Source organism: Sorangium sp. So ce131 (genome assembly GCF_051519095.1).
In the GTDB taxonomy this organism is placed as follows: Bacteria; Myxococcota_A; Polyangia; order Polyangiales; family Polyangiaceae; genus Sorangium.
Genome location: NZ_CP150455.1, coordinates 12,995,811 through 13,017,811, shown reverse-complemented (window position 1 = coordinate 13,017,811; position 22,001 = coordinate 12,995,811). Strand labels below are relative to the sequence as shown.

The window sequence follows — 22,001 nt, the reverse complement described above, 5'->3', positions numbered from 1 at the left end:
GGCGACGATCGAGAAATCGGCGATGATGTCCTAGAGCGCCTCGCCACGTCCGGCGGGCGGCAGCGCCAGCGGCGGCACGGCACCGGCCCCCGCGATCGGATGATCCGGCGGGATCGGCCACCCGAGGGCGCGGGAGGCGGCCGCGCAGTATGCGACGAGGCGGTCGCGCGGCACAGCGGGGCGCGAGCCGAGGCGGCCGAGGTTGTCGATGAGCAGCTCGAGACAGCTGTTGCCCGCTCGCTCCCCGACGCCGAGCGCGGTGGCGTGCACCCGATCGGCGCCGCACGCCACCGCCCAGAGCGCGGCCGAGAGGCCGAGCCCGCGGTCGTTGTGGCCGTGCCAGTCGAGCTCGACCTCCGCCCCGCCCAGCGCGGCGAGCTCGCGCCGGGCGAACGCGAGCAGCGCCGCGACCCCGTGCGGGGTCACGTGGCCCGTCGTGTCGCACAGGCAGAGCCGCGCCGCGCCCGCGTCGACCGCGGCGCGGAAGAGCACGCGGAGCCTGTCGGGCGGCGAGCGGGTCGCGTCCTCCGCGACCAGGCAGAAGGGCAGGCCGGCCGCGGCGGCGGCGCGCGCGGCCTCGTCGACGCTGCGGACCAGGAAATCGGTCCCCCACCCCTCGACGAAGTGCCGGATGGGCGAGCTGCCGATGAACGCGTAGACGACGATCGACGCCCCGGCGCGCTCGGCCACGCGGGCGACCTCCTCGACGTCGGCGGCGACCGTGCGCGCGGCCGCGGTCAGGGCGAGCGGCAGCCTGGACGAGGCGACCTCCCGGGCGAGCAGGCACGCGTCCTCGAAGTGGCGCGGCCCGGCCGCCGGCAGGCCGAGGTTCACGACGTCGACGCCGATGCCGGCCATCGCGTGGACCAGCTCGACCTTGTGCGCGGTCGTCGGGTTCGTGATGGACACGCCCTGGATGCCGTCGCGCAGCGTCTCGTCGAGCACCTCGACCGGCCGGGCCGCCCGGCCGAACGGCAGCCACCCCTCGGCCCCGGCGCGCACCGCGGCCCAGGCCTCCGCGGGCGCGCCGCCCAGCGCGCGCTCGGCGAGCCCGCCGCCCGGCGCGCGCTCCGCGAGCCCGCCGCTCGGCGCGCGGTCCGCAAGCGCGGCCGCGGCGGCGCGCGCCGCCGGGGCGCCGTTCCAGTCGAAGGCGGCCGCGGCGGCGGGATCCCGGCCGTCGGCGCTCACGTGGTGCATCCTGTCTCTGAAGTGCTCTCGACCTGGCGCATGACCGGCGCGCCCTCGCTCCGGGCGCGAACCAGAGCCTACTTCAGGTCGGCCGATGGAGCAGGTCCCGGCGGCCGGGCGCAGGGGCCGGCCCCACCCCGCGGGCGCCGGCCCCATCCGCGGGCGCCGGCCCCCGCCCCGGGCCTCACCCGCCCTGCTTGCCCGGCTCGCCCGGCTCGCCCTCCCAGGTGTTGGCGTTGGCGTGCGCCTCGAGCGGGCCGCGCTGCGGGCGCACGACGCAGAAGCGCTGGCCCGTCGGCGCCTCCATGACCCACCAGCGCTGGATGAACTCCACCCGCCGCGCCCCGAGCGCCTCGAGCCGGCGCACCTCGGCGTCGAGGTCGTCGGTCTCGATGTCGAGGTGAATCCGGCTCGGGTGCTCGACCTTCTGCACGAGCACGATGGGCTCGTCGCCCCGCATCGCGATGTCGCGGTAGGCGCCGGCGTCCGGATCAGCCGGCTTGACGGGCCTGCCCAGGGCGCGGCCCCAGAACTCGGCCGCGGCGTCGATGTCCTCCACCTTGCAATCGATCACGAGCCCACAGAGACGACTCCGATGCATGGGATCTCCCTTCTCCAGGACGACGCCGCGACCTTACGCGGCGCAACCGGCGACGTCTCGCCCAAAGCAGCACCTCCTCCAGTCGCCACCGAGCATCTCGAGGTTCTCCTGCTCATGGCGTGCCCGTCGGCTTGCGCCGCTGCTGGTCAATCCAGGCCCGCGCCGCGGCCTCGCTGTCGAAGAAGGCGATGTCGTGGCCGTTGGGCTGGATCAGGTTGTGCGGCCCGGCGGTGCCTCAGCCGTCGAAGCGGACGCGCGTGCCCGCCGCGGGGCGGAGCACCGGGAGGTAACGCGACGCCGGGAATCCGTCCTGGAGCCTGGGGCCCGAGGCCGGGAGCATTCGCCCGAGCGCGACGAGGAACTGGACGATCTCCATCCAGGCGAGGTGATAGCCGAGGCAGAAGTGCGCGCCGCCGCCGAACTGGGCGATCTCGAGCGGCGAGATCGCCTCCTTGCGGCCGAGCCAGCGCTCGGGGCGATAGCTGTCCGGATCCGGGTAGAGCTCGGGATCGCGCGAGAGCAGGACCAGCGGAATCGCCACGATGGTCCCTCCGGGGACGGTGCGGCCTTCGAGCTCGAAATCGGCGACGGAGCGGCGGGCGTCGTGAGGCACCGGCGGGTGGAGGCGGAGCGCCTCGCGGAACACCGCCTCGGCGAAGGGGAAGCGGCGGAGATCCGCGGGCGAGCGCGGGAGATCCGGCGCGCTCGACGCCTCCTCGCGGAGCGCGCGCCAGATCGCGGGGCTCTCGGCGAGGTGGGCGACGCACCAGGCCATGGTCGAGGCCGACGTCTCGTGGCCGGCGAGGAGGAGCAGGCGGAGGTTGCCCACCAGATCCTGCTCCGAGAGCGGCTCGCCGTCCTCGTCGCGGGCCCGGAGCAGCGCGGGCAGGAGGCCCTTCGCGTCGCCGCGGGCGCGCACGTCGGCGAGGATCCGGCGGATGCGCGCGTCGAGCCAGTCGCGGGCGCGGAGGCCGCGGCGCCGCGGCGAGCCCGGCACGTCGAAGGGCAGGTTGATGACCAGGAGCATCAGATCCTCGTAGTGGCGGCGCCACTCGGGGAGCTCGTCGTCCTCGACGCCGGTGATCTTGAACATCACCTCCAGGGCCAGCTCGCGGGTCTCGCGCAGCACCACGACGTCGCGCCGGCCGAGCCAGGAGCGGACCCTGCGCTCGACGCTGGTCGCGACGATCGAGCCGACCTCCGCGGCGTCGAGGCCCTTCGGCGAGAAGGGCCCGTTCATCGCGGTGCGGACGTGGCGGTGCGAAGCGCCGTCGTGGGCCATCAGCGTCTGACCGAAGAGGTTGCCGAGCCCGCCCTCGGTCAGGTACGAGGAGTCGACGGTCTTGCTCTTGAAGAGCGAGAACGCCTCGTCCGAGGCGTAAACGAGGTGCCAGGCATTGAAGCCCTGGGCCCAGAAGAAGAGGGAGCCGAAGCGGCGCTGGCCCTCGCGGAGCAGGTCGAGCGAGTCGACGGCGATCGCCGGCATGTGGCCCACGACCGGGAAGCCGCCGGGGAGGATGGGGATGCCATGCCGGGTCTCGACGCGGCGGGCGAGGGGGTTGCGGCCCCGCATGAGCGGGAGAGCGGTGGAGGAGACGAGGTGGGCGATGCTCATGGCGGTTGTGATCGCGGAGTGTACCATCACGCCGGCGCGGCCTGGGGGGCGGGCGAGCCCGGGGGGCAACCGCGCCAAGCGGCGCCGGCGCCGGTTGCGGTGCCCCACCGGAGACACGCGCAGGGAATGGTATTCCCGCGAACGAACACTCACGTTTCGCGAGGACGCGCCGAATCGGGCAAGACGGCGGTCGCCGGGGACTTTTCCACCCGCCTGACGAGGCCCAGCACAAGGGCGGCCATGAGCGTGCAATAGGCCGCCAGCGGCCACGCCGTATCCCCGGGCAGCAGGACCACCAGCGTCGTCCCGACGATTCCCACGACGAGGCTCTCGATGCAGTAGTAGAGCGCGGTCGCGGTGCCGGCGACGTGGCCGAAGCGCTGGAGCGCGCCGTTCGCCGTCACCGAGCTGGCGAACACGATGCCGACCGCGATGAGCCACATGGGCGGGATGAACGTCCAGAACGACGGAGCGCCCATCACCTGCCCGACGACCAGCAGCGCGGCTCCCAGGAGCAGCATCCCCATCCCGCGGACGAGGCTCCCGGCCCTCCCCCATCGGGCCACGAACCGCTTCGCGAACCGGGTCGTCGCGATCATAACGAGCGCGACCGTGGCAAAGAGGAGGCTGAAGACGAGCTGCGAAAAGCCTGCCCGATCGATCAGGACGCGCGACGCCGTCGAGAAGAAGACGAAGAACGCTCCCATCGCCGCGCTGAAGCCGAGCGTGTAGGTCCAGAACGAGGCGTCGGCGAGGATCCCACCGAGCGCCGCGCGCGGCGAGGGCGCGTCCACGGGCCGAGTCTCATGCCACTTCGGAGCCGCGTTCAGCGCAGCCGCGGCGGCGGCGACGCCGAGCGCGACGAAGATCGCGCGCCAGCCGAGATGGTCCGCGAGCAGCGCGCCGAGCACGGGCCCCAGCGCGGGCACGAACGCCAGCATCGAGCCGAACAGGCTGTAGATCACCGCCCCCTCGGCGCGTTCCGCATAGACGTCGCGCACCGTCGCGAAGGTCGCGACGAGCGCCGCGGCCGCGCCCAGCGCCTGGAGGACGCGAAGGGCGACGAACGCCGCGGCGGACGTGGTGCCCGCCAGCAGAAAAGACGCGGCGGCAAACAAGGCCGCGCCGCCGAGCAGGACCGGGCGCCGACCGATCCTGTCCGAGATGGGCCCGAACACGAGCTGCCCCGCGCCCAGGACGACCATGTAGAGGCTCAACGTCAACTGAACGACCGCCGGCGACGTGCCGAGGATGCCTGGCATGCTCGGCACCACCGGCAGGTAGACATCCATGGCCAGCGAGGCCAGCAGGTCGAAGGGGGCCATCAGCAGCAGCGCTGCGGACAGCGAGGAATTCCAATTTGATGGTATTTTTCGAGGCACGACGATACACCCGCGCAAATGGTGGACATTCGGCGGCGATCTGCCTCCAGGACGGCGTTCGTCGAACGATCGAGAGCAGATGGCCGCAGCAACGATTTCAGGGGTTGCTGCGGCTCAATCGTCTGACGCGATCGTATCCATCCTTACACCTGGAGCGTGCCCTCGTTGCAGACGGCGAGAGGATAGCGGTCATCGAGCAGCTCGTCGAGCGTTCACGAAGCCTCGACCCCCAGCCGTCCCTGCCGCCGAGAGCCGCGCCAGGGCAGCTCTTGCGGCCTGCGTGACCGTACGGTCACCCGCGGCGTCCCGCGCGCGGCGGCGCAATCGCCTGTTGATTCTGTCATCCGAGGTGAACGCGGCGCTTCGCGATTGACATTCTCGATCCGTTTGCTTCTTCACTCCCGGAGGAGGGGATTCATGAACACGTCGCAGCCGCCGCGCGAGCCGTCCCTGACACGTCGGAACATCTTGCTCGGCGGAGCCGCCGCCAGCGTCGCAGCGGCCTGCTCGACGGCCGAGGAGCCGCCGACCGAGGACTCGTCGATCGAGCCGACGGCCGTCGCGCGGTCCGACGTGCGGATCATGTCGTGCACGGACGTCCCGCCCACGCCGGTATGCGAGCGTCCGCCGCCGACGCCGAACTCGTACGTGACGAGCGCGCCCGAAGCGTTGCTTGCGTTCCGGAATCACGGGTTCCTGATGGAGCTCGCGAACCAGCCCGTGACGCCGCTCGGCGTCCACTACCTGCTCATCCACTTCGACGTTCCCCAGCTCTCCGCGGAGAGCTACACCGTCGCGGTCGGCGGACGCGTCCGCCGGCCGCGGCAGATCCCCTTGAGGGAGATCATGTCCCGCACGATCGTCCAGTCGCTCCACACCATGGAGTGCGCGGGGACGGGCCGACACTTGCTGACGCCGCGACCCATCTACGTGCCGTGGTTCAAGAACGCGATCGGCACGTACCGTTACGTCGGGACGCCGCTCGCGCCCATCCTCAGGGAGTCCGGCATCCTCGACGACGCCGTCGAGGTCCTCTTCACGGGCTGGGACGTCGGCGTCGACCTCGGCGTCGAGCACGCGTTCGAGCGAAGCATGCCCATCGCCGACGCGCTCCGCCCCGAGGTGATGCTCGCGTGGGAAGCGAACTGCCAGCCGCTCCTGCCGCAGCACGGCTTTCCGCTCCGCCTCATCGTGCCGAGCTGGTACGGCATGGCGAGCGTGAAATGGCTGCGCGCCATCACGGTGCTCAATGAGCCGTTCCGGGGGTTCGAGCAGGCGAGCCAGTACCGGTACCGGCGGGACGCAGACGATCCCGGCGTCCCCGTCCGCGAGAAGCGGGTCAACTCCGTGATGAAACCGCCAGGCCTGCGCGACCTCGAGAGCGCCTATCGCTTCGCCGCGCCCGGAACGTACGTCATCGAGGGGAAGGCGTGGTCGGGGTTCGGTCCCATTGCGCGCGTCGAGTTCAGCTCGGACGACGGGCGCACGTGGGCGCCGGCAGGCATCCAGCGCCTGTCCGAAGACCCGTTCGCGTGGGTCTCGTGGCGCGCGCGGTGGGACGCCGCGCCAGGGCGGTTCGTCCTGCGCTGCCGCGCGTTCGACTCGGCCGGCAATTCACAGCCGCTCGACCCGAACGAGGCATGGAACTACGAAGGGAACGGCGTGAACGCAGCCATGCGGGTGCACGTGATCGTGGAGCCAGGCGTCGGCGCCGCGGCCCTGACCGTGCCGTCCACGCCGCGCGCGGACCTCCCCTGCGCGATGGTCCCGCCCCGACCCGGCTGCGACAACGAGAATCGACCGGCCGACCGGCAGGAGTTTCCGGGGCTCGTCATCGACGAGGACGAGGACTTCGATCGTTGCCCGTCGGACGGCCACCCGTGAGTCGGTCCTCCGGCGGCGCGCGCCCCCGCCGGCCCGGGCTGCCCGGTGTCCACAAACGTGCCATGCGTGTCCATCGTCGGCCATTCCGCGGCCGGATCGCTGGGTTAATGTGCCGTGTAGTCACTCGCCGCGTCGCGCGAGCCACTCCGCAAAGGGGAACTTCCATGAGCGATCCGCAGGTCACGCTGTTTTCCGATTCCGAATACCGCGGCAGCCAGAGCACGCTGAGCATCGGCCGGTACCCGTCCGGCTTCGGGATCAGCAACGACGCCCTGAGCTCCCTCAAGATCCCGGCCGGCCTCAAGGTCACGCTTTGCGAGCACGGGAACTTCGAGGGCCGCCGCTGCACCCTGATCCGCGACACGCCCAGCCTCAAGGGCGCCAACGACAAGACCTCGTCGATCATCGTCGAGCGCCTCACGACACCGACCGTCATCGTCTACAGCGACTCCGAGTTCGCGGGCTGGAGCGCCGAGGTCCCGGTCGGCTCCCACAGCTCCATCCCCGCCGGCAACGATCTGGTCTCGTCGGTCATCGTCCCCGCGGGCCACCGCGTCACGCTGTACAAGGACGGGCCTTTCAAGGGCGACGTGCGCGAGCTCACCCGGGACGCCGCGAGCCTCGACGGCTTCAACGACGCCGCCAGCTCCATGATCGTCGACCGCCTCGCGGATCGGGCCCCGACGTTCGACGAGCTCAAGCAGATCATCGAGAAGGTCGGGCCGCGCATCTACTTCCACCCGGACGACACGTTCGGGCCGAGCTCCGTCGAGTGGTTCCTGAAGCGCGCGACGCTGCACCAGAAGGACGGCCCGACCCGCAACGCCGGCGACGCGCCGCTCCCCGCCGGCGGCGGCGACGACGGCCTCTACTGGCTGGAGTGCAGCCGCAGCGCCCGCGGCGGCGACCTCGGCAGCGCGGTCGCCTACGTCAACGCCAAGTACCAGAACTCGTGGCTCGACCTCCAGTTCTGGATCTTCTACCCCTACAACGGCGCCGGCAGCGCCAAGGTCAGCGTCACCGAGTTCAGCGGCACCATCGGCCTCGATCCCATGGGTCAGCACGGCGGCGACTGGGAGCACGTCACCTGCCGCGTCGATCCCGTCACCAAGGAGCTGCGCGCCATGTACCTGGCCCAGCACGGCGGCGGTGAGTGGGTGCCCCTCGGCGAGATCCCGATGGAGAACGGCCGGCCCGTGGCCTTCTCGTCGCGGAACGGCCACGCCTCCTACCGCGGCGAGGGCACGAACCTGTCGAACGACACCAGCTATAAGGAGTTCGGCTACACCGTGTACGAGCTCGGCCTCGTCAACAGCACCAAGAAGGGCTCCAAGCGCCTCGACTGCAACGCCAGATACCAGCTCTTGCGCGCGGACTTCCTGACCGACGCGGTCGCCGCCCCCGACTGGACGCAGTACTGCCGCCGCTGGGGCCCGCGCATCACGTACAAGTCCAGCGACCTCAAGGCCTCCATCAAGTCGTCCTTGGGCAACATCCCCTATGCGGACAAGGCCGTCGACTGGATCTACGGGGCGATCCCGGACGAGGCCAAGGAAGAGAACGGGCCCACCGGGCCATGGATGAAGGGGCCCTGGAAGGGCGGCGAGTAGGCCGCTCCCGAAGGCGGGCCGCGCCCTACGACGGCGCGGCCCGTCCGGGGATCGCCGTCCGGCCGCGCCGAAGCCCTGGCCGGGCGCGCGGGTCCGGCGATAGAGTAGCCGTCCCTCCGACCCTCCAGGGATGAGCTCATGAAGAAGAGAACGCCGCTCCACACCGCGCTCGCGCTGGCCTCCTCCGCCCTGCTGCTCGCCGGCGCCGGGTGCGAGGAGAAGAAGACGACGACGGCCGCGCCCGAGGGCGGCGCGACGGCGCAGGTCACGAAGCTCGCGGTGTCGTCTTACGACCCGACCCGCGAGCTCTACCAGGAGCTCAATCCGGCGTTCGAGCGGTGGTACAAGCAGACGACGGGCAAGGACGTCGACGTCGAGACCGATCACGGCCCCTCGGGCAAGCAGGCCCGCGACATCGCGGCCGGGAAGGAGACCGACGTCGCGGCCCTCTCGGTCGATTTCGACGTCGACACCATCGCCAAGGCCGGCCTGCTCCCGGCGAGCTGGCGCGAGCGCCTGCCGAACGGGTCGGTGCCGTACACGTCCGCGGTCATCTTCCTCGTGCGCGCCGGCAACCCCAAGCAGGTGAAGGGCTGGGAGGATCTCGCGCGGCCCGAGGTCGTGTCCCTGTGCCCGGATCCGAAGACCGGCGGCGGCGCGCGGTGGATCTACCTCTCGACCTGGGCGCACGCCGTGCGCAAGGCGAAGGCCGAGGGCAAGACCGACGCGGAGGCCGAGGCCGCCGCGCGCGAGTTCACCACGAAGGTCTACGACGACGCCCTCCTCGACCCGGCCATGCGCGGCTCGTCCACCCGCTTCATCGCGCAGCGCACGGGCGACGTCCTCTTCGGCTGGGAGAACGAGATCCTCCAGATCGCGAACGACCCGTCGACCACCGGCCAGTTCGAGGTCGTCGTCCCCTCGGACTCGATCACGATCGAGGTCCCGCTCGCCGTGGTCGACAAGGTCGCCGAGCGGCACGGCGTCAAGGAGATCGCCGAGGCGTACGTCAAGTTCCACTTCTCCGACGAGGGCCAGGAGCTCATCGCGCGGCGCTACAACCGGCCGTACAACGAGGCGATCGCGAAGAAACACGCCGAGAAGCTCAGGCCGCTGACGCTGTTCCGCTTCAAGGACCATTTCAGCGACTGGCCGACCGTGATGAACGTGCACTTCGGCCAGGGGGCCGAGCTCGACAAGATGCGGAAGAAGTGATGTCCCGCCGCGCGCGCGTGCTCCCCGGGTTCTCCCTCTCCCTGGGCGTCGCGGTGCTCACCCTGAGCCTCGTGGTCCTCCTGCCGCTCTCCGCGCTGTTCTTCAGGACCGCGGAGCTCGGCTGGGCGCGGTTCACCCAGGTCGTGACGAGCGGCTGGGTCGCCGCGGCGGTCCGGTTCACCCTCGGCGCGTCGCTCGCCGCGGCGACCCTCGACGTGTTCATCGGCCTGCTCATCGCGTGGGTGCTCGGCCGCTACACCTTCCCCTTCGCCCGCGTCCTCGACGCGGTGATCGACCTGCCGTTCGCGTTGCCCACGGCCGTGACCGGGATCGCGCTCTCGACGCTCTACGCCGACAACGGCTGGATCGGCGGGGCGCTCGCCGACCTGGGCTTCCGGTACCCGTGGCCCGCGTGGCGCGGGTTCGACCACGGGGGGTGGCCGATCGCGTGGACCGTCTACGACCGGATCGCCCTGGCGCCGCTCGGCGTGGTGCTCGCGATGTGCTTCGTCGGGCTGCCGTTCGTGGTGCGCACGCTGCAGCCGGTGATCGAGGACCTGAGCCGGGACGTCGAGGAGAGCGCGGCCACGCTCGGCGCCGGCCGCTTCCGGATCTTCCGCTCCATCGTGCTGCCCGAGCTCGCGCCGGCGCTGCTCACGGGCTTCGCGCTGGCGCTCGCGCGCGGGCTCGGCGAGTACGGCTCGGTCATCTTCATCTCCGGCAACCTCCCCGCCACGGAGATCGCCTCGCAGGTGATCGTCAAGATGATCGAGGTGAACGAGACGGGGAACTACGCCGACGCGACCGCGGTCGCGGTCCTGCTCCTCGGCGCGTCGTTCGCGCTGCTCCTCGTGATCAACCTCATCCAGCGCGCCGCCGTGCGCCGCGGGGCGCCGGGCTGAGCGCCCCGGCCGCCGGATCCCAGGGTACGGGATGCTCGCCGAGCGCCCCCGGGTGAACAGGGCAGAGCCCGCCGGCGACCGGCGGACCCGTCGCCTGCTGATCGGCCTCTGCGTGCTGCTCGTGGGCGTGTTCCTCGTCCTGCCGCTCGGGGTGATCTTCTGGCACGCCCTCGGCGAGGGCCTGCGCGCCTACGGGGCGGCGGTCCTCGACCGGGCGACGTTCCGCGCGGCCGGGCTCACGCTGCTCACGACGGCCATCGCGGTGCCGCTCAACACGCTCTTCGGCCTCTCGGCGGCGTGGGCCGTGACGAAGTTCGATTTCCGGGGCAAGAGCCTGCTCGTCACCCTGATCGACCTGCCGTTCTCGATCTCGCCCGTGGTCGCCGGCCTGTGCCTCGTCCTGCTCTTCGGGGCGAACGGGCTGCTCGGCGCGTACGTGAACAAGACCTACGTGGTGAGCCTCGGCCTGTTCAGCCTCGAGCTCTCGACCAAGATCATCTTCGCGCTGCCCGGCATCGTGCTCGCCACGGTGTTCATCACCTTCCCGTTCGTCGCGCGGGAGCTCATCCCGCTGATGCAGGCGCAGGGGGACGAGGAGGAGCAGATCGCCCGCGTCCTCGGCGCGAACGGCTGGCAGATCTTCTGGCGCGTCACGCTGCCCAACATCCGGTGGGGCCTGCTCTACGGGGTGGTCCTGTGCACCGCCAGGGCCATGGGGGAGTTCGGCGCGGTGTATGTGGTCTCGGCCGGATCGTCCGATCAGGTGACGCTGCCGCTCCACGTGGAGCGGGTCTATTACGCCAACATGGTGCGGGTCGTGCCCGCGTTCGCCGTGGCCAGCCTGCTCGCCGGCGTGTCGGTGGTCACGCTGGCGGTGAAGGCGGCGGTGGAGTGGCGGTTCAAGGGCGAGCTGAAGCGGAAGCACGGCGGGTAACGCCGGGTAACGCCGGGTAACGCCGGGTAACGCCGGGTAGAGGACATGGTCAGCCCGCCCGATGTGCCTGGAGGCGCCGCGGGACATGGTCTATCGTCTCAGGTCCGTCGTTCGACCGCCGCGCCGCCGCGATGCGGCGAGCGCCGCGTGAAGCGGCTCGCTGGCCGCCCACGAGGAGGTCCATCCCATGCGGATCGCGCTGATTTCCGATATTCACGGCAACGAGGTGGCGCTCAGGGCCGTGCTGGCCGGCATCCAGGCGGCCGGCGTGGATCAGGTGATCTGCCTCGGCGACGTGGCGACGCTGGGGCCGCGGCCGGGGGCGATCCTCGACATGCTGCGGGAGCTCGGGTGCCCGTGCATCCTCGGCAACCACGACGAGTTCATGCTGGATCCGGAGCTGATCCGCACGTACACCGAGGCGCCTGTCGTCGTCGACGCGGTGGACTGGTGCCGCGACCAGCTCTCGGCGGACGATCTCGGGTTCCTGCGCACGTTCCAGGCGCGCCTCACGGTCCCGCTGGAGGGCGGCGCGACGCTCCTCCTGTTCCACGGCTCGCCCCGCTCGCACATGGAGGACCTGCTCGCAGACACGCCGCCAGAGGAGATGGATCGCCGCCTCGCGGGCCACGCGGCGACGGTGATGGCCGGGGGGCATACCCACGTACAGATGCTCCGACAGCACCGCGGCACGCTGCTCGTGAACCCGGGCAGCGTCGGGCTCCCCTTCAAGGAGTATGCGAACGGCGGGCCGCCGACGCTGCTGCATCACGCCGAGTACGCGACGGTGGAGGCGCGCGGGGGCGCCGTCAACGTGAGCCTGCACCGGGTGCCGGTCGACCGGGACGCGCTGCGCGCGGCCGTGAAGGCGTGCGACAACCCGATGCGCGACTCGCTGCTCCGGCAGTACGCCTAGCGCGCTCGCGTCCTCGTCATCCCCGTGATGGGAGGCCGACGCTGGCAAGGTAGGTTTCCAGCGCCGGTGCATGATCGGACGACACGATGGCGCCGATATATCCGTCCGGCCGGACGAGCACCCAGTCGCCGTGCGACACGCCGTAGGCAGCGCGGAGATGGCCGCCTTCATCGACGATGTCGCCGTGCGGCCCGACGGCGTGGATGTGAAGTCCGGGGCGCGGCTTGACGGCCGAGAGCCGGTCCAGCCCGTAACCCAGCAAGGTCCAATGCGGACCTTGGAAGAGCTTGAAGAGCCGTGTCGGCATCCCCGCCGCGCCGCGGACGGGCGCGTCCGGCGCTCGGCCGCCCGCGAGGATGCCGCCGCTGCGTTTCGGCTTCTGCATGGCCAGCGACGACTCCGGATACCCCAGATCGAGCTGATGCACCTCGCGGCCGCGGCGCATGTCGCCTCGCCTGGCCGCATCGAGGAGCTTCGTCGTCAGGCCGAGCGTCTCCGCGGCGATCGGCCGGCGCTCCTCCTCGTAGGTCGCGAGCAGCGTCTCCGGCGCACCTGCCAGCACGGCGGCGAGCTTCCAGCCGAGGTTGTAGGCATCCTGCACGCTCGTGTTGAGGCCCTGCCCACCCGTCGGCGGGTGGATGTGCGCGGCGTCGCCGGCGAGCAAGACGCGCCCGTCCCGGTAGCGGTCGGCGAGGCGCGCGTTCATGGTGTAGGCGGAGGCCCAGGAGACCGAACGGATCACGATGTCGCCTCGGCCCGTGCGGCCCGCGACCATCGCCGTGAGGCCTTCCGCGGAGAGATCGACATCGCCCTCCAGGGGAATCGGCGCCTGCAGCTGGAACATGTCGGTGCCGGCGAGCGGGCACAGCGACATCTGCTTTTCCATGGACCCGTCGTTGAAGCGATGCCAGGCGGCCCTGCTGAGCCCCTCCAGGACGACGTCGGCGACGAGGGCGCGCACCCCCAGGGTCTTGCCGGGGAAGCCGATCGCGAGCGCGTGCCGTACGACGCTGCGGCCGCCGTCCGCTCCGACGAGGTAGCGGACGCGGACGGTCTCCTCGCCCGTCGGGCCGGCGATACGGGCGCTCACGCCCTCGCCGTCCTGCTCGAAGCGCTTCAGCTCGCGGCCGAACTCCGGGGAGCTCCCGAGCTCCGCCAGCCGCTCGCGCATCGCGGCCTCGGTCAGGAACTGGGGCACGAGCAGCGGCAGACGATAGGGCTCGCCGGGCGACGGGTCCTGAGGCTCCATGAGCGGCGACTCCTCGTAGCTTCCATCGTCGCGATACACCCGCGGGGGTGGGTACAGGCCGCCGGCCGCGACGACGCGATCGAGGATGCCCAGATCCTCGAACACCTCCTGGCTGCGCGGCTGGATCCCTTTGCCGCGCGAGCCGCGAAACGGCCCGTCCATCCTGTCGATGAGCCGGAACGAAGCGCCCCGACGGGCGAGCTCGATGGCCAGGGTCAACCCAGAAGCACCTGCGCCGACGATCAGTACATCCGCTGAAAAATTAGATTCCACGGCGAGCTCCGCTTTCTTTTGGACTGCGTCTCAGATATGTGTACTATGCATATAGTTACGCCTCCCGGAGCGTCAAGAGAATTTGTGCAAAATACACGGATTACAAAGAAGAAGCTCCGCGAGCTCCACGGCGCCATGATCGATCTGATCGCGGTCATGAATCAGCCGCAGCGCGATCAGGCGCTGCTCGCGGAGGCGGGCGTCTCCCTGGATCCAGCCCTCTTCCGGTTGCTGGTGGGGATCGAGCGCTTCGGGCCGATCGGCGTGGTCGAGCTCTCGGACCGAGCCGGGCGCGATTACACGACCGTCAGCCGCCAGGTCGCGAAGCTCGAGAGCCTGGGGCTGATCGAGCGTCGACCGAGCCCAGCCGATCGCCGCGTCCACGAGGCGGTGATCACCGACAAGGGGCGGCAGGTGACGGACGCCTTGGACGCCGCGCGTCAGAGGATTGCGGCCCCTATCCTCGCCAAGTGGAGCGAGGAAGACTTCAGCGACCTGGTGCGCCTGATGCGCCGGTTCGTGGACGACTTGATGGCGTCGTCAGGCGGAACGGACAAGACCTGAGGGGCAGACCACGCCCGTCCTCGACGGGTGTCGCTCGGGAGAAGACACCGGCGGCGGCCATCGGTCAGCCGTTGAGCGTCAGCCGCGGGCAGCCGGGCTCGACCTCTCCGACAGCGAGGCCCCAGAGAGAGCCGCCCCCTCGAGCGCCGCGTCGACGCGCGCTGCGCCGTCAGGGCGAGGCAAGCGCGATGCGAGCGCGATGCGAGCGCGATGCGAGCGCGATGCGAGCGCGATGCGAGCGCGCGGCCGGGTGGACGGATTGGATCGGGCCGGATTCCATGGTAGGAGACGCTCTCCGGGACCACGACAACGATCATGGATGCCCAGAAGGCCCGACGTCGACGAGAGCCTCGCTGATGTCGGCCGAGGAGCGATGGAGTCCCCGATGACGAAATACGAGCAAGTGAAGCTCTCCTACGACGCGTCCAAGGCGGCGATCGGCCAGGTCGCCGAGGAGCTCTTGCACTGGATATACGAGCTCCGGGACCACATGGCCTGGCCCAAGGACAAGTGGGCGCTCAACCGGGTGACCGGGGACGCGCACGCGAACGGGCTGCTTCAGCGGTTCGTCGTCGAGAGTCAGCCGGGCGTCGGAGAGGTCTTGAAGTGCCAGCTGTCGCTCACCATCGAGGACGAGCTGCCGTTCACCGTCGACTTCTTCGCGGTGGGCAGGACCGACAAGGGCCTCCTCGTCGTCCTCGTCGGCGGGGAGCAGATCACCATCAACAAGAGCTCGCCCGAGGTCTTCTTCGACAAGGCGGTGGAGCACATCCGGCAGCACGCGCGGCGCGTGGCGAAGGCGCGCCGCGGGGCCGCCGGCGCGGCCGGGACCGGCGGCCAGCCGCACCGCACCGCGTAACCGCCGGCAGGGCGGCGCTCCGGCGTTTCATCCATGAAACCCACCCGGTCCCGAATGAAACCCGGACAGCGCCAGGTGCGTGCGTAACGTGATGAACCTTCGCCAGGAAGGTCCTGGCCCAGCTCCTGCTAATACCCGACAGCAGAGCGCCTGACGGACGGTTCCCCCCCCACCGTCGCCCGGGCGCTCTTTTTTTTTGCGCCCCCCTGCCACGAGCGCCGCCCAGAGCGGCGGTCACCCGCACAGGAGACGGGCCCAGATCGGCGTTTTCGGCGCGCAAGCGCACTCCTGTGCGCTGAGCACCGAAAACGTCGAGATGGGCCCGTATCCGAAGCGGGTGCCCGCCGCTCAAGGTGAGATGCAGGGCACGCGGGGGGCTGCGTCCGGGGAGAGCAGCGGCGGCAGCCACCGGCGCAGCACCAGGGGCACCATCGCGTCGTGGGGCATCGGCTCCGTCGGGTGGAGGTGCTCGAGCTCGCGGAGGACGCCGGGCGCGGCCGGCGGCGCCTCGGCGGCGCGCTGGAAGGCCAGCGCGAAGTCGCGGAGGGGGCGCTTGGCCCAGGTCATCGTCTGCCACGACACGACGACGTGCGTCGCCGGAGCGGCCTGCGCGAGGAGGGGCGCGAGCTCGACGTCCATGCACGTGTCGATCGCGAGCGCGGCGTGCGCGGGAGGGGACACGCGCAGCGCGGTCGCGATGCCGCCCGCCGTGTTGCAGCCGCCGCCGGAGTGGGCCGCGACGAGGACACGCGTGCGGTCGAGGGTCGCGACGCCGCGCAGGCGCGCGGCCGTGGCGTCGAGGAACGTGCCGAGGTCGAAGGCAGGCCAGCTCGTCCGCGCCACGCCGGCGGCAGCCGGGAGCACCGCGCTCGGCGCGGCGACGACGATCGGCGGGATCTGGCCCGATTCCATGAGCTGCGCCGCGATTTGCCGGACGTCGCCCTCCTGGCCTCCCCCCATCCAGCGGTGCTTGATCTGCGCGGTGTTGGTGCCGTGCAGGAACACGAGCACCGGCAGCGGCCGCGCGGGATCCGCGGCGGCCAGGCGGTGCACGAACGCGCGCCCGAGCCACCGCTGCTCCGGCGGCACCGCGGGCGCGGCCGCGTCGGCGGCGGGCGCTGCCCCCTGCCGGGCAGGCCCGGCCGCCGGCGCCGCCGGGTGGTCGTAGTCGTACGTCGCGCCGTCGAGCGGCCCGGCAGGGCGCGGCGGCGCCGGCGCGGGGTCGACCGGGGCAGGCCTCGGCTGCGCCCCGGCGCGGCCCGGCGCGGCGGCCGCGAGGCCCACCGCGAGCGCGACGGCGCGAGCCGCCGGCCCGGCGATGCGCGCGCGGCGCGCGGGGACACTCGCCGGGCGCGGCGACCGTGTCATGGCCGCTCCTCGGCGGGGGCGGCGCGCGCGCCGTCCGGCGCCTGGCCCGGATCGCTCGCAGCGGCCGCGTCCCGCGGGATCGTGCGCTTCCGCTCGAAGCCGCGGGTCGGGTCGACCACCTTCACGTCGGCGAGGCGGCTCAGCATGGGCCCGATCACCTGGGCGTCGCCGGAGACGACCAGCACGGCGCGCGACGGCCGCACGTGATCGGCCGCGACCTTGCCCACGAGGGGCGGGGTGAGGTCCCGGAGCTCCTTGCGGTAGCCGTCGTGGTGCTCATCCGGCAGCCCGAGCACCTGCAGGGCCACGATCTCGTCGGCGAGGCCGCCGGCCGTCCCGACGCCGAGGCCGAGCCCGGCGGAGATCCGGCGCGCCGCGGCGTCGATCTCCTCCTGCGACGGCATCGTGGTGGCGAGCCGCTCGGCCTGCGCGAGCAGCGCCTGCGCGACGGCGCCCGTCCGCTCCGCCGCGGCGCTCGCGTGGGCCACGAGCGGGACGGGCCCGTGCGCGACGTCGAACGTCGTCGAGGACGCCGCGCGCGCCGCCCCGCGCCGCTCGACGAGCTCCTGCGACAGCCAGCCCGAAGGGCCGCCGAGCACCTGGCTCGCGGCCGCGAACGCGGGCCACGCCGGGTCGCCGCGCTCGGGGCCGAGGACGCCGACGAAGACCTCGCTCTGCGCGCTCCGCGGGCGATCGACGATCGTGATCTTGAGCGACGCGGGGGGGAGGGGATCGGTGAACGAGAGCCCCGGCGGCTCGTCCCCGCGGCGCTCGGGGAACGCCTTCTCCACGGCCACGCGCGCGGCCTCGGGCGTGGTGTCGCCCGCGACCACCACCACCGTGTTCTTCGGGACGTACCACCTTCCGTGGAACGCGCGGCAGTCGGCGGCGGTGATCCTCGGGAGCTCCGCCGCGGTCGCCTCGAAGGAGGCGTACGGGTGCAGCTCGCCGGGGAGCGCGTAGAGGTCGCGGAAGAGGACCATCAGCGCCCCCCAGCGGGGGTCGGTGTGGGCGCGCTCGCGGGCCGCCTCGACGGCGCGGGCCTTGAGCTTCGCGAGCTCCGCGGGGTCGAGCCGCGGGCGCTGCACGACGAACCCGAGCAGCTGAACCGCCTCGGCGAGGTGCTCCTTCGTGACGCGGAGGCTGATCACCGTCGCGTCCAGGCCGGTGTCGACCCGGAGCGAGGCGCCGAGCGACTCGACGCGCGCGAGCAGCTCGCGGCCGGGGAGGCCGCCGGCGCCGCCGTGCAGCGCGAGCTCCCCGGTGAGCGCGGCGAGCCCGGTGAGCTCGCCGTCGGCCGCCGCGCCGCCGCGGATCAGCGCGCGGACCTCGACGAGGGGCAGCGCGCGGTTCACCGCGGTGGCGACGCTCAGGCCGCTGGGGAGCTCGGCCCAGGTGATCGCGGGCATGCGCGCGGGGCGCGCGGGTCCGGACGGCGGGGGCTGCTCGCGGGCCGCGGCCTCGGGGCGCGCCCCCGCCGGCGCGTCCTTCGCCGGGGCGGCCGCGGGGGCCGGCGGCCGCGAGGCGCGCCCCGCGGGGGTGCACCCGCAGGCGAGGGCCACGGCGAGCGCCGCGATCCAGCGGGGCCAGGGGCGCTTCATCGGTCGTCCGTGGCGGTCGCCCAGGGCGCGTGGTTCGTGCCCATCGCGCCCGTCGCGCTGGTCGCGCCCGTCGCGCTGGTCGCGCCCGTCGCGCTGGTCGTCCCGGTCGCCTCGCTCGCTTCGCTCGCTCATCGCCTCACTTCTTCTTCGGCTTCGTCGGCTTCTTCTTCGGCGCAGGCCGCGCCGCCCCGCCGCGCGCCTTCGCCGGGGCCTTCTTGCCCTGCGCCGCCGGCGCGCCCGCGCGCGCGGCGCCTCCGGCCTGCGGCGCCGCCACGCGCGCGGGCGCCCGGGCCGGCTCCGCGGCGGCGGGCGGGTACGTCTCCACGATCGTCCTGCGCGTCGGGCCGAGGTGATCGCGCACGGCCCGCTGCACGTCCTCGCGGGTCACCGCGAAGTAGCGCGCGAGCTCGCCGTTCAGGTGGGCCGCGTCCCCGAAGAGCAGCTCGCGCTCGCCGAGCGCCCGCGCCCGCGCGCCCACGTCCGCGAGGCCCGCGACGAACGCCGACTGGAGGAGCCGGCGCGCCTTCGCGAGCTCGGCGGGAGCCGGCCCCGCCGTCGCGAGCGCGCGGATCTCGCCCTCGATGAGCTTCTCGACGTCGCCGACCCGGGCGCCGTCCGCGAGCCGCACGTCGATGCCGAACAGATCCGGCCCGCGGTGGCCGCGGGTCGAGACCCGCACCGACTGCGCGACCGCCTTGTCCGTGACCAGGAGCGCCTCGAGGCGCGCGCTCTCGCCCTGGCCGAGCAGGACGGCCGCGAGCTCCAGCGCGTCGTGATCCCGGTGCGCTCGCGGCGGGACGGCCCACCCGTAGAGGATGGCCGGCACGCGGGCGGCGCTGTCCCGCACCACCGCGGTGCGCTGGCTCGTCTGCTCGGGGAACGGGACGTCCTTGAAGGGCGCGGCGGCGGCGGCCGGGATGTCGTCGAAGTGCTTGCGCACGAGCGCCATCGCCTCGCCGGGGTCGAAGTCGCCGACGATCGTGAGCACCGCGTTGCCCGGGCCGTAGTGGGCGGCGTGGAACTCGCGGACCCAGGAGAGCTCCGCGCCGGCGACGTCGTCCGCCTCGCCGAGCGCGGGGTGCTCGTAGGGCCAGTACCCCTGGAAGACGAGCTCCCCGAGCCGGACGGCGCCCTGGCCGTACGCCGCGCCGAGGACCGCGCCGCGGCGCTCCTGGGCTTCCCGGTGCTGCGCTTCGAAGCCCGCCGCGCTCAGGTCGGGCGCCCGCATGCGGTCGGCCTCGAGCCACAGCGCGAGCGCGAGCTCGCTCGCGGGCATCACCTCCACGTAGGTCGTGCGGTCGGCCTCGACGGTGGTCGAGAGCTCGCCGCCGCGCTCGGTCACGAGGCGCAGGTGCCCGCCCGGGGGCACGTTGCGGCTGCCCCGGCCCATCATGCCTGCGACGAGGCTGGCGACGCCGCTCCTGCCGCTCGGCTCGTCGCGGAAGCCCGCGTCGTACGCCACGGCCACGGCGACGGCGGGCGCGCTCCTGTCGGCGCTGAGCACGACGCGCAATCCGTTCTGGAGCGTCGCCCGCTCCACGGGCAGCGAGAGCGCGAGCGGCACGTCGGCGGGCGGCTCCGCGGCGCGCGCCGCGGTCCTCGCCGGCGCGCCGGCGCCTGGCGCACGCCCGCCGGCCGGCTTGCGCTGCGCTTCCGGGGCCGGCGCCTTCGGTGCGGCGGTGGCCGGCGCCTTCGGCGCATCCGCGGCCGGCGGCTTCGGCGCGGCAGCGGCCGGCGTCTTCGGTGCGGCGCCGCCCGGCGTCTTCGGCGCATCCGCGGCCGGCGTCCTCGGCGCATCCGCGGCCGGCGTCCTCGGCGCGGCGCTGCCCGGCGCCTTCGGCGCATTGGCGACCGGCGTCCTCGGCGCGGAGCTGCCCGGCGCCTCCGGCGCGGCGGAGGCAGACCAGGGCGCGCCCGCGCCGATCAGACCGAGCGCCGCCAGCCCGGCCATGAGGGCGCGGCGGAGCAGGGCGCGGCGGGGCAGGATGCGGCTCACCGTCGTCGGCACGGCAACGCGATAGCACGTCGCCGGCCGGGCGCGCGCCGGTCTGCTTCCGCCGCGCCGCGGCGAGTTCCGCCGCGGCGCGGCGAGCCCGCTTCACGCTGCCGGGCGACTCGCGTAGGCTCGCCCGCAGCAGTCGTCCCGCGCCCCGGCCCGAGCCGCGCGCCGCCCCGAGCTCAGAGAGAACCGCCGATGCCCGACGTGCAGAACCTGATGAAAGCCGTGGTCGGAACGCTCGTCTTCGTCGCCCTCGGGCTGGTCGTCTTCCTGCTCGCGTTCGTGATCATCACGAAGCTCACCCCGTTCTCCATCCGCAAGGAGATCGAGGAGGATCAGAACACCGCGCTCGCGATCGTGATCGGCGCGGTGATCCTGGGCCTCGCCTGGATCATCTCCGCCGCGATCCACGGCTGACGCGCGGGGTCTCGCGTTGGCCTCGGCCGGGCCCGACCTCCTCGCCGCGCTGCCGGCCGCGCGCCGCGGCGCGGCCTCCTCCGCCTTCCTGTGGAGCCGCGGCCGCGACCTCGCCGTGTTCGGCGGCTCCGCGGCGGCGGCGCTCGCGATCGCGGCGCTCCCCGCGGGCGGCGAGCTCCCCGCGTGGGGCTTCCTGCTCTTCGTGATCGGCGTGGACGTGGCCCACGTGCACACCACGCTCTTCCGCACGTACCTCGATCGCGAGGAGCTCCGCCGCCACCCCGCGCTCTACGCCGGCGTGCCGCTCGCCTGCTACGCCGCGGGCGTCGCGCTGCACCTCGCCTCCGAGCTGACCTTCTGGCGCGCGCTCGCCTACGCCGCCGTGATCCACTTCGTCCGCCAGCAGATCGGGTGGGTCGCGATCTACCGCGCGCTCGCCGGCGAGCGCGCGCGCCTCGACCGTTACCTCGACGACGCGCTCATCTACGCGGCGACGGGGTGGCCGCTCCTCTGCTGGCACGCCGCCCCGCCGCGCGCGTTCCAGTGGTTCGTCGCTGGCGACTTCGTGAGCGCCCCCTGGCTCGCGGCCGCGGTGGGCCCGCTCGGCGCCGTGTACGCCGCGCTCGCCGCCGCCTACGTCGCGCGCGCGATCCAGAGGGCCCGCGTCGCGCGCGCGCCGCTGAACCTCGGCAAACACGTCGTCGTGGCGACGACGGCGGCGACATGGTACGTCGGCATCGTCGCGACCAACAGCGACCTCCAGTTCACGGTCACGAACGTCGTCGTGCACGGGGTGCCGTACATGGCGCTCCTGTTCGCGTACGGCCGCGAGCGGGCCCGCGAGGTGCCCGGCTCGCTCCTCGCGCGGCTGCTCGCCGGCGGGCTGCTCACCTTCCTCGGCATCGCGCTCGCGCTCGCGTTCGCCGAGGAGATGCTCTGGGATCGCCTCGTCTGGCACGATCGGCCGGAGCTCTTCGGCGGCGCCGCCTCGGATCCGCTGCTCGGGCCGCTGGCGCGGGCGCTGCTCGTGCCGCTGCTCGCGCTCCCGCAGGCCGTGCACTACGCGCTCGACGCGGTGCTCTGGCGCCGCCGCCACACCGGCCCGGCCCAGGCGCGCGCGCTCGGGTTCGGGCCCGGCCGGTCCGGCGGCGCGCGCGCGGCGCGCGGGGACGCTCGCCCGTCGCGCGGAGAGGCTTGACCCGCGGCGAAACTCCCGCGACGCTCCGCGCTTCGCATGGACTCGCTCGCGGCGCTCGGCCATCCCGCCACGCTTCCCGCCACGCCCCTCGCCCTCGCCCCCGCCCTCGGCTCAGCTCGCGGAGCGGCGCCGCCGGGCGCGACCTGGGACCACGGACCTGGAGAAGATCCGGACATGCCAGGAGCATGCGATGCGTCCATGGCTTTCGCCTGCTATCGCTTCTGCA

Annotated in this window: 18 protein-coding genes; 10 read left to right on the top strand and 8 right to left on the bottom strand. The window is 72.9% G+C overall.

The features are described 5' to 3' along the window. Positions 1–30: 30 nt before the first annotated feature. The 4 genes from WMF43_RS47315 to cml form a co-directional block, all read right to left on the bottom strand. Positions 31–1,197 carry a 2-isopropylmalate synthase gene (locus WMF43_RS47315; RefSeq protein ID WP_437675460.1) on the bottom strand — a complete coding sequence of 389 codons (1,167 nt, stop codon included), beginning with the start codon at positions 1,195–1,197 and terminating at the stop codon, positions 31–33. Between the two features lie 175 nt (positions 1,198–1,372). Then, entirely contained in the window at positions 1,373–1,789 is a 417-nt protein-coding gene (locus tag WMF43_RS47310; RefSeq protein ID WP_437675458.1) for a VOC family protein, read from the bottom strand. Between the two features lie 235 nt (positions 1,790–2,024). Beyond that, positions 2,025–3,404, bottom strand: a complete 1,380-nt coding sequence (locus WMF43_RS47305; RefSeq protein WP_437675456.1) for a cytochrome P450 — start codon at positions 3,402–3,404, stop codon at positions 2,025–2,027. 149 nt (positions 3,405–3,553) lie between these two features. Next, positions 3,554–4,774: a CmlA/FloR family chloramphenicol efflux MFS transporter gene (gene cml, locus WMF43_RS47300; protein ID WP_437684225.1), complete on the bottom strand. Its 1,221-nt coding sequence runs from the start codon at positions 4,772–4,774 to the stop codon at positions 3,554–3,556. A gap of 429 nt (positions 4,775–5,203) precedes the next feature. Between cml and WMF43_RS47295 the strand changes: the two genes are divergently transcribed. From WMF43_RS47295 to WMF43_RS47270, 6 genes are all read left to right on the top strand, one after another. After that, on the top strand, positions 5,204–6,670 hold the full coding sequence (locus tag WMF43_RS47295) for a sulfite oxidase (RefSeq protein ID WP_437675454.1): 1,467 nt from the start codon (positions 5,204–5,206) through the stop codon (positions 6,668–6,670). 164 nt (positions 6,671–6,834) lie between these two features. Next, positions 6,835–8,280 (top strand): Vps62-related protein, encoded by a 1,446-nt coding sequence (locus WMF43_RS47290; protein WP_437675452.1) that lies wholly within the window; start codon positions 6,835–6,837, stop codon positions 8,278–8,280. A 138-nt stretch (positions 8,281–8,418) separates the two neighbouring features. Next, complete coding sequence (locus tag WMF43_RS47285; RefSeq protein ID WP_437675450.1) at positions 8,419–9,495, top strand: sulfate ABC transporter substrate-binding protein; 1,077 nt, start codon at positions 8,419–8,421, stop codon at positions 9,493–9,495. Next, positions 9,495–10,397 carry an ABC transporter permease gene (locus WMF43_RS47280; protein ID WP_437675448.1) on the top strand — a complete coding sequence of 301 codons (903 nt, stop codon included), beginning with the start codon at positions 9,495–9,497 and terminating at the stop codon, positions 10,395–10,397. Before WMF43_RS47285 ends, WMF43_RS47280 begins: the two co-directional genes overlap by 1 nt. A gap of 31 nt (positions 10,398–10,428) precedes the next feature. After that, on the top strand, positions 10,429–11,331 hold the full coding sequence (locus tag WMF43_RS47275; RefSeq protein WP_437675446.1) for a sulfate ABC transporter permease: 903 nt from the start codon (positions 10,429–10,431) through the stop codon (positions 11,329–11,331). A gap of 187 nt (positions 11,332–11,518) precedes the next feature. Continuing rightward, positions 11,519–12,247 carry a metallophosphoesterase family protein gene (locus tag WMF43_RS47270; RefSeq protein WP_437675444.1) on the top strand — a complete coding sequence of 243 codons (729 nt, stop codon included), beginning with the start codon at positions 11,519–11,521 and terminating at the stop codon, positions 12,245–12,247. Positions 12,248–12,263: 16 nt separating this feature from the next. Here the strand turns inward: WMF43_RS47270 and WMF43_RS47265 are convergent, their stop codons facing one another. Then, positions 12,264–13,769 (bottom strand): FAD-dependent oxidoreductase, encoded by a 1,506-nt coding sequence (locus tag WMF43_RS47265; protein ID WP_437675442.1) that lies wholly within the window; start codon positions 13,767–13,769, stop codon positions 12,264–12,266. Between the two features lie 45 nt (positions 13,770–13,814). Between WMF43_RS47265 and WMF43_RS47260 the strand changes: the two genes are divergently transcribed. Beyond that, complete coding sequence (locus tag WMF43_RS47260; RefSeq protein WP_437675440.1) at positions 13,815–14,333, top strand: MarR family winged helix-turn-helix transcriptional regulator; 519 nt, start codon at positions 13,815–13,817, stop codon at positions 14,331–14,333. A gap of 319 nt (positions 14,334–14,652) precedes the next feature. After that, positions 14,653–15,192, top strand: a complete 540-nt coding sequence (locus WMF43_RS47255; protein WP_437675438.1) for a hypothetical protein — start codon at positions 14,653–14,655, stop codon at positions 15,190–15,192. Between the two features lie 348 nt (positions 15,193–15,540). Here the strand turns inward: WMF43_RS47255 and WMF43_RS47250 are convergent, their stop codons facing one another. The 3 genes from WMF43_RS47250 to WMF43_RS47240 are packed head-to-tail and all read right to left on the bottom strand — an operon-like array spanning position 15,541 to position 20,169. Next, entirely contained in the window at positions 15,541–16,560 is a 1,020-nt protein-coding gene (locus tag WMF43_RS47250; RefSeq protein WP_437675437.1) for a hypothetical protein, read from the bottom strand. Continuing rightward, positions 16,557–18,293, bottom strand: coding sequence for a M16 family metallopeptidase (locus WMF43_RS47245; RefSeq protein WP_437675435.1), 1,737 nt, complete (start codon positions 18,291–18,293; stop codon positions 16,557–16,559). Before WMF43_RS47245 ends, WMF43_RS47250 begins: the two co-directional genes overlap by 4 nt. Before the next feature lie 4 nt (positions 18,294–18,297). Continuing rightward, a complete protein-coding gene (locus tag WMF43_RS47240) occupies positions 18,298–20,169 on the bottom strand; it encodes an insulinase family protein (protein WP_437675433.1) in 1,872 nt (623 codons plus the stop codon). 186 nt (positions 20,170–20,355) lie between these two features. Here WMF43_RS47240 and WMF43_RS47235 point away from each other — a divergent pair, with 186 nt between their 5' ends. Continuing rightward, positions 20,356–20,577, top strand: a complete 222-nt coding sequence (locus WMF43_RS47235) for a DUF350 domain-containing protein (RefSeq protein WP_437675431.1) — start codon at positions 20,356–20,358, stop codon at positions 20,575–20,577. 16 nt (positions 20,578–20,593) lie between these two features. Then, entirely contained in the window at positions 20,594–21,775 is a 1,182-nt protein-coding gene (locus WMF43_RS47230) for a hypothetical protein (RefSeq protein WP_437675429.1), read from the top strand. Positions 21,776–22,001: the final 226 nt, after the last annotated feature.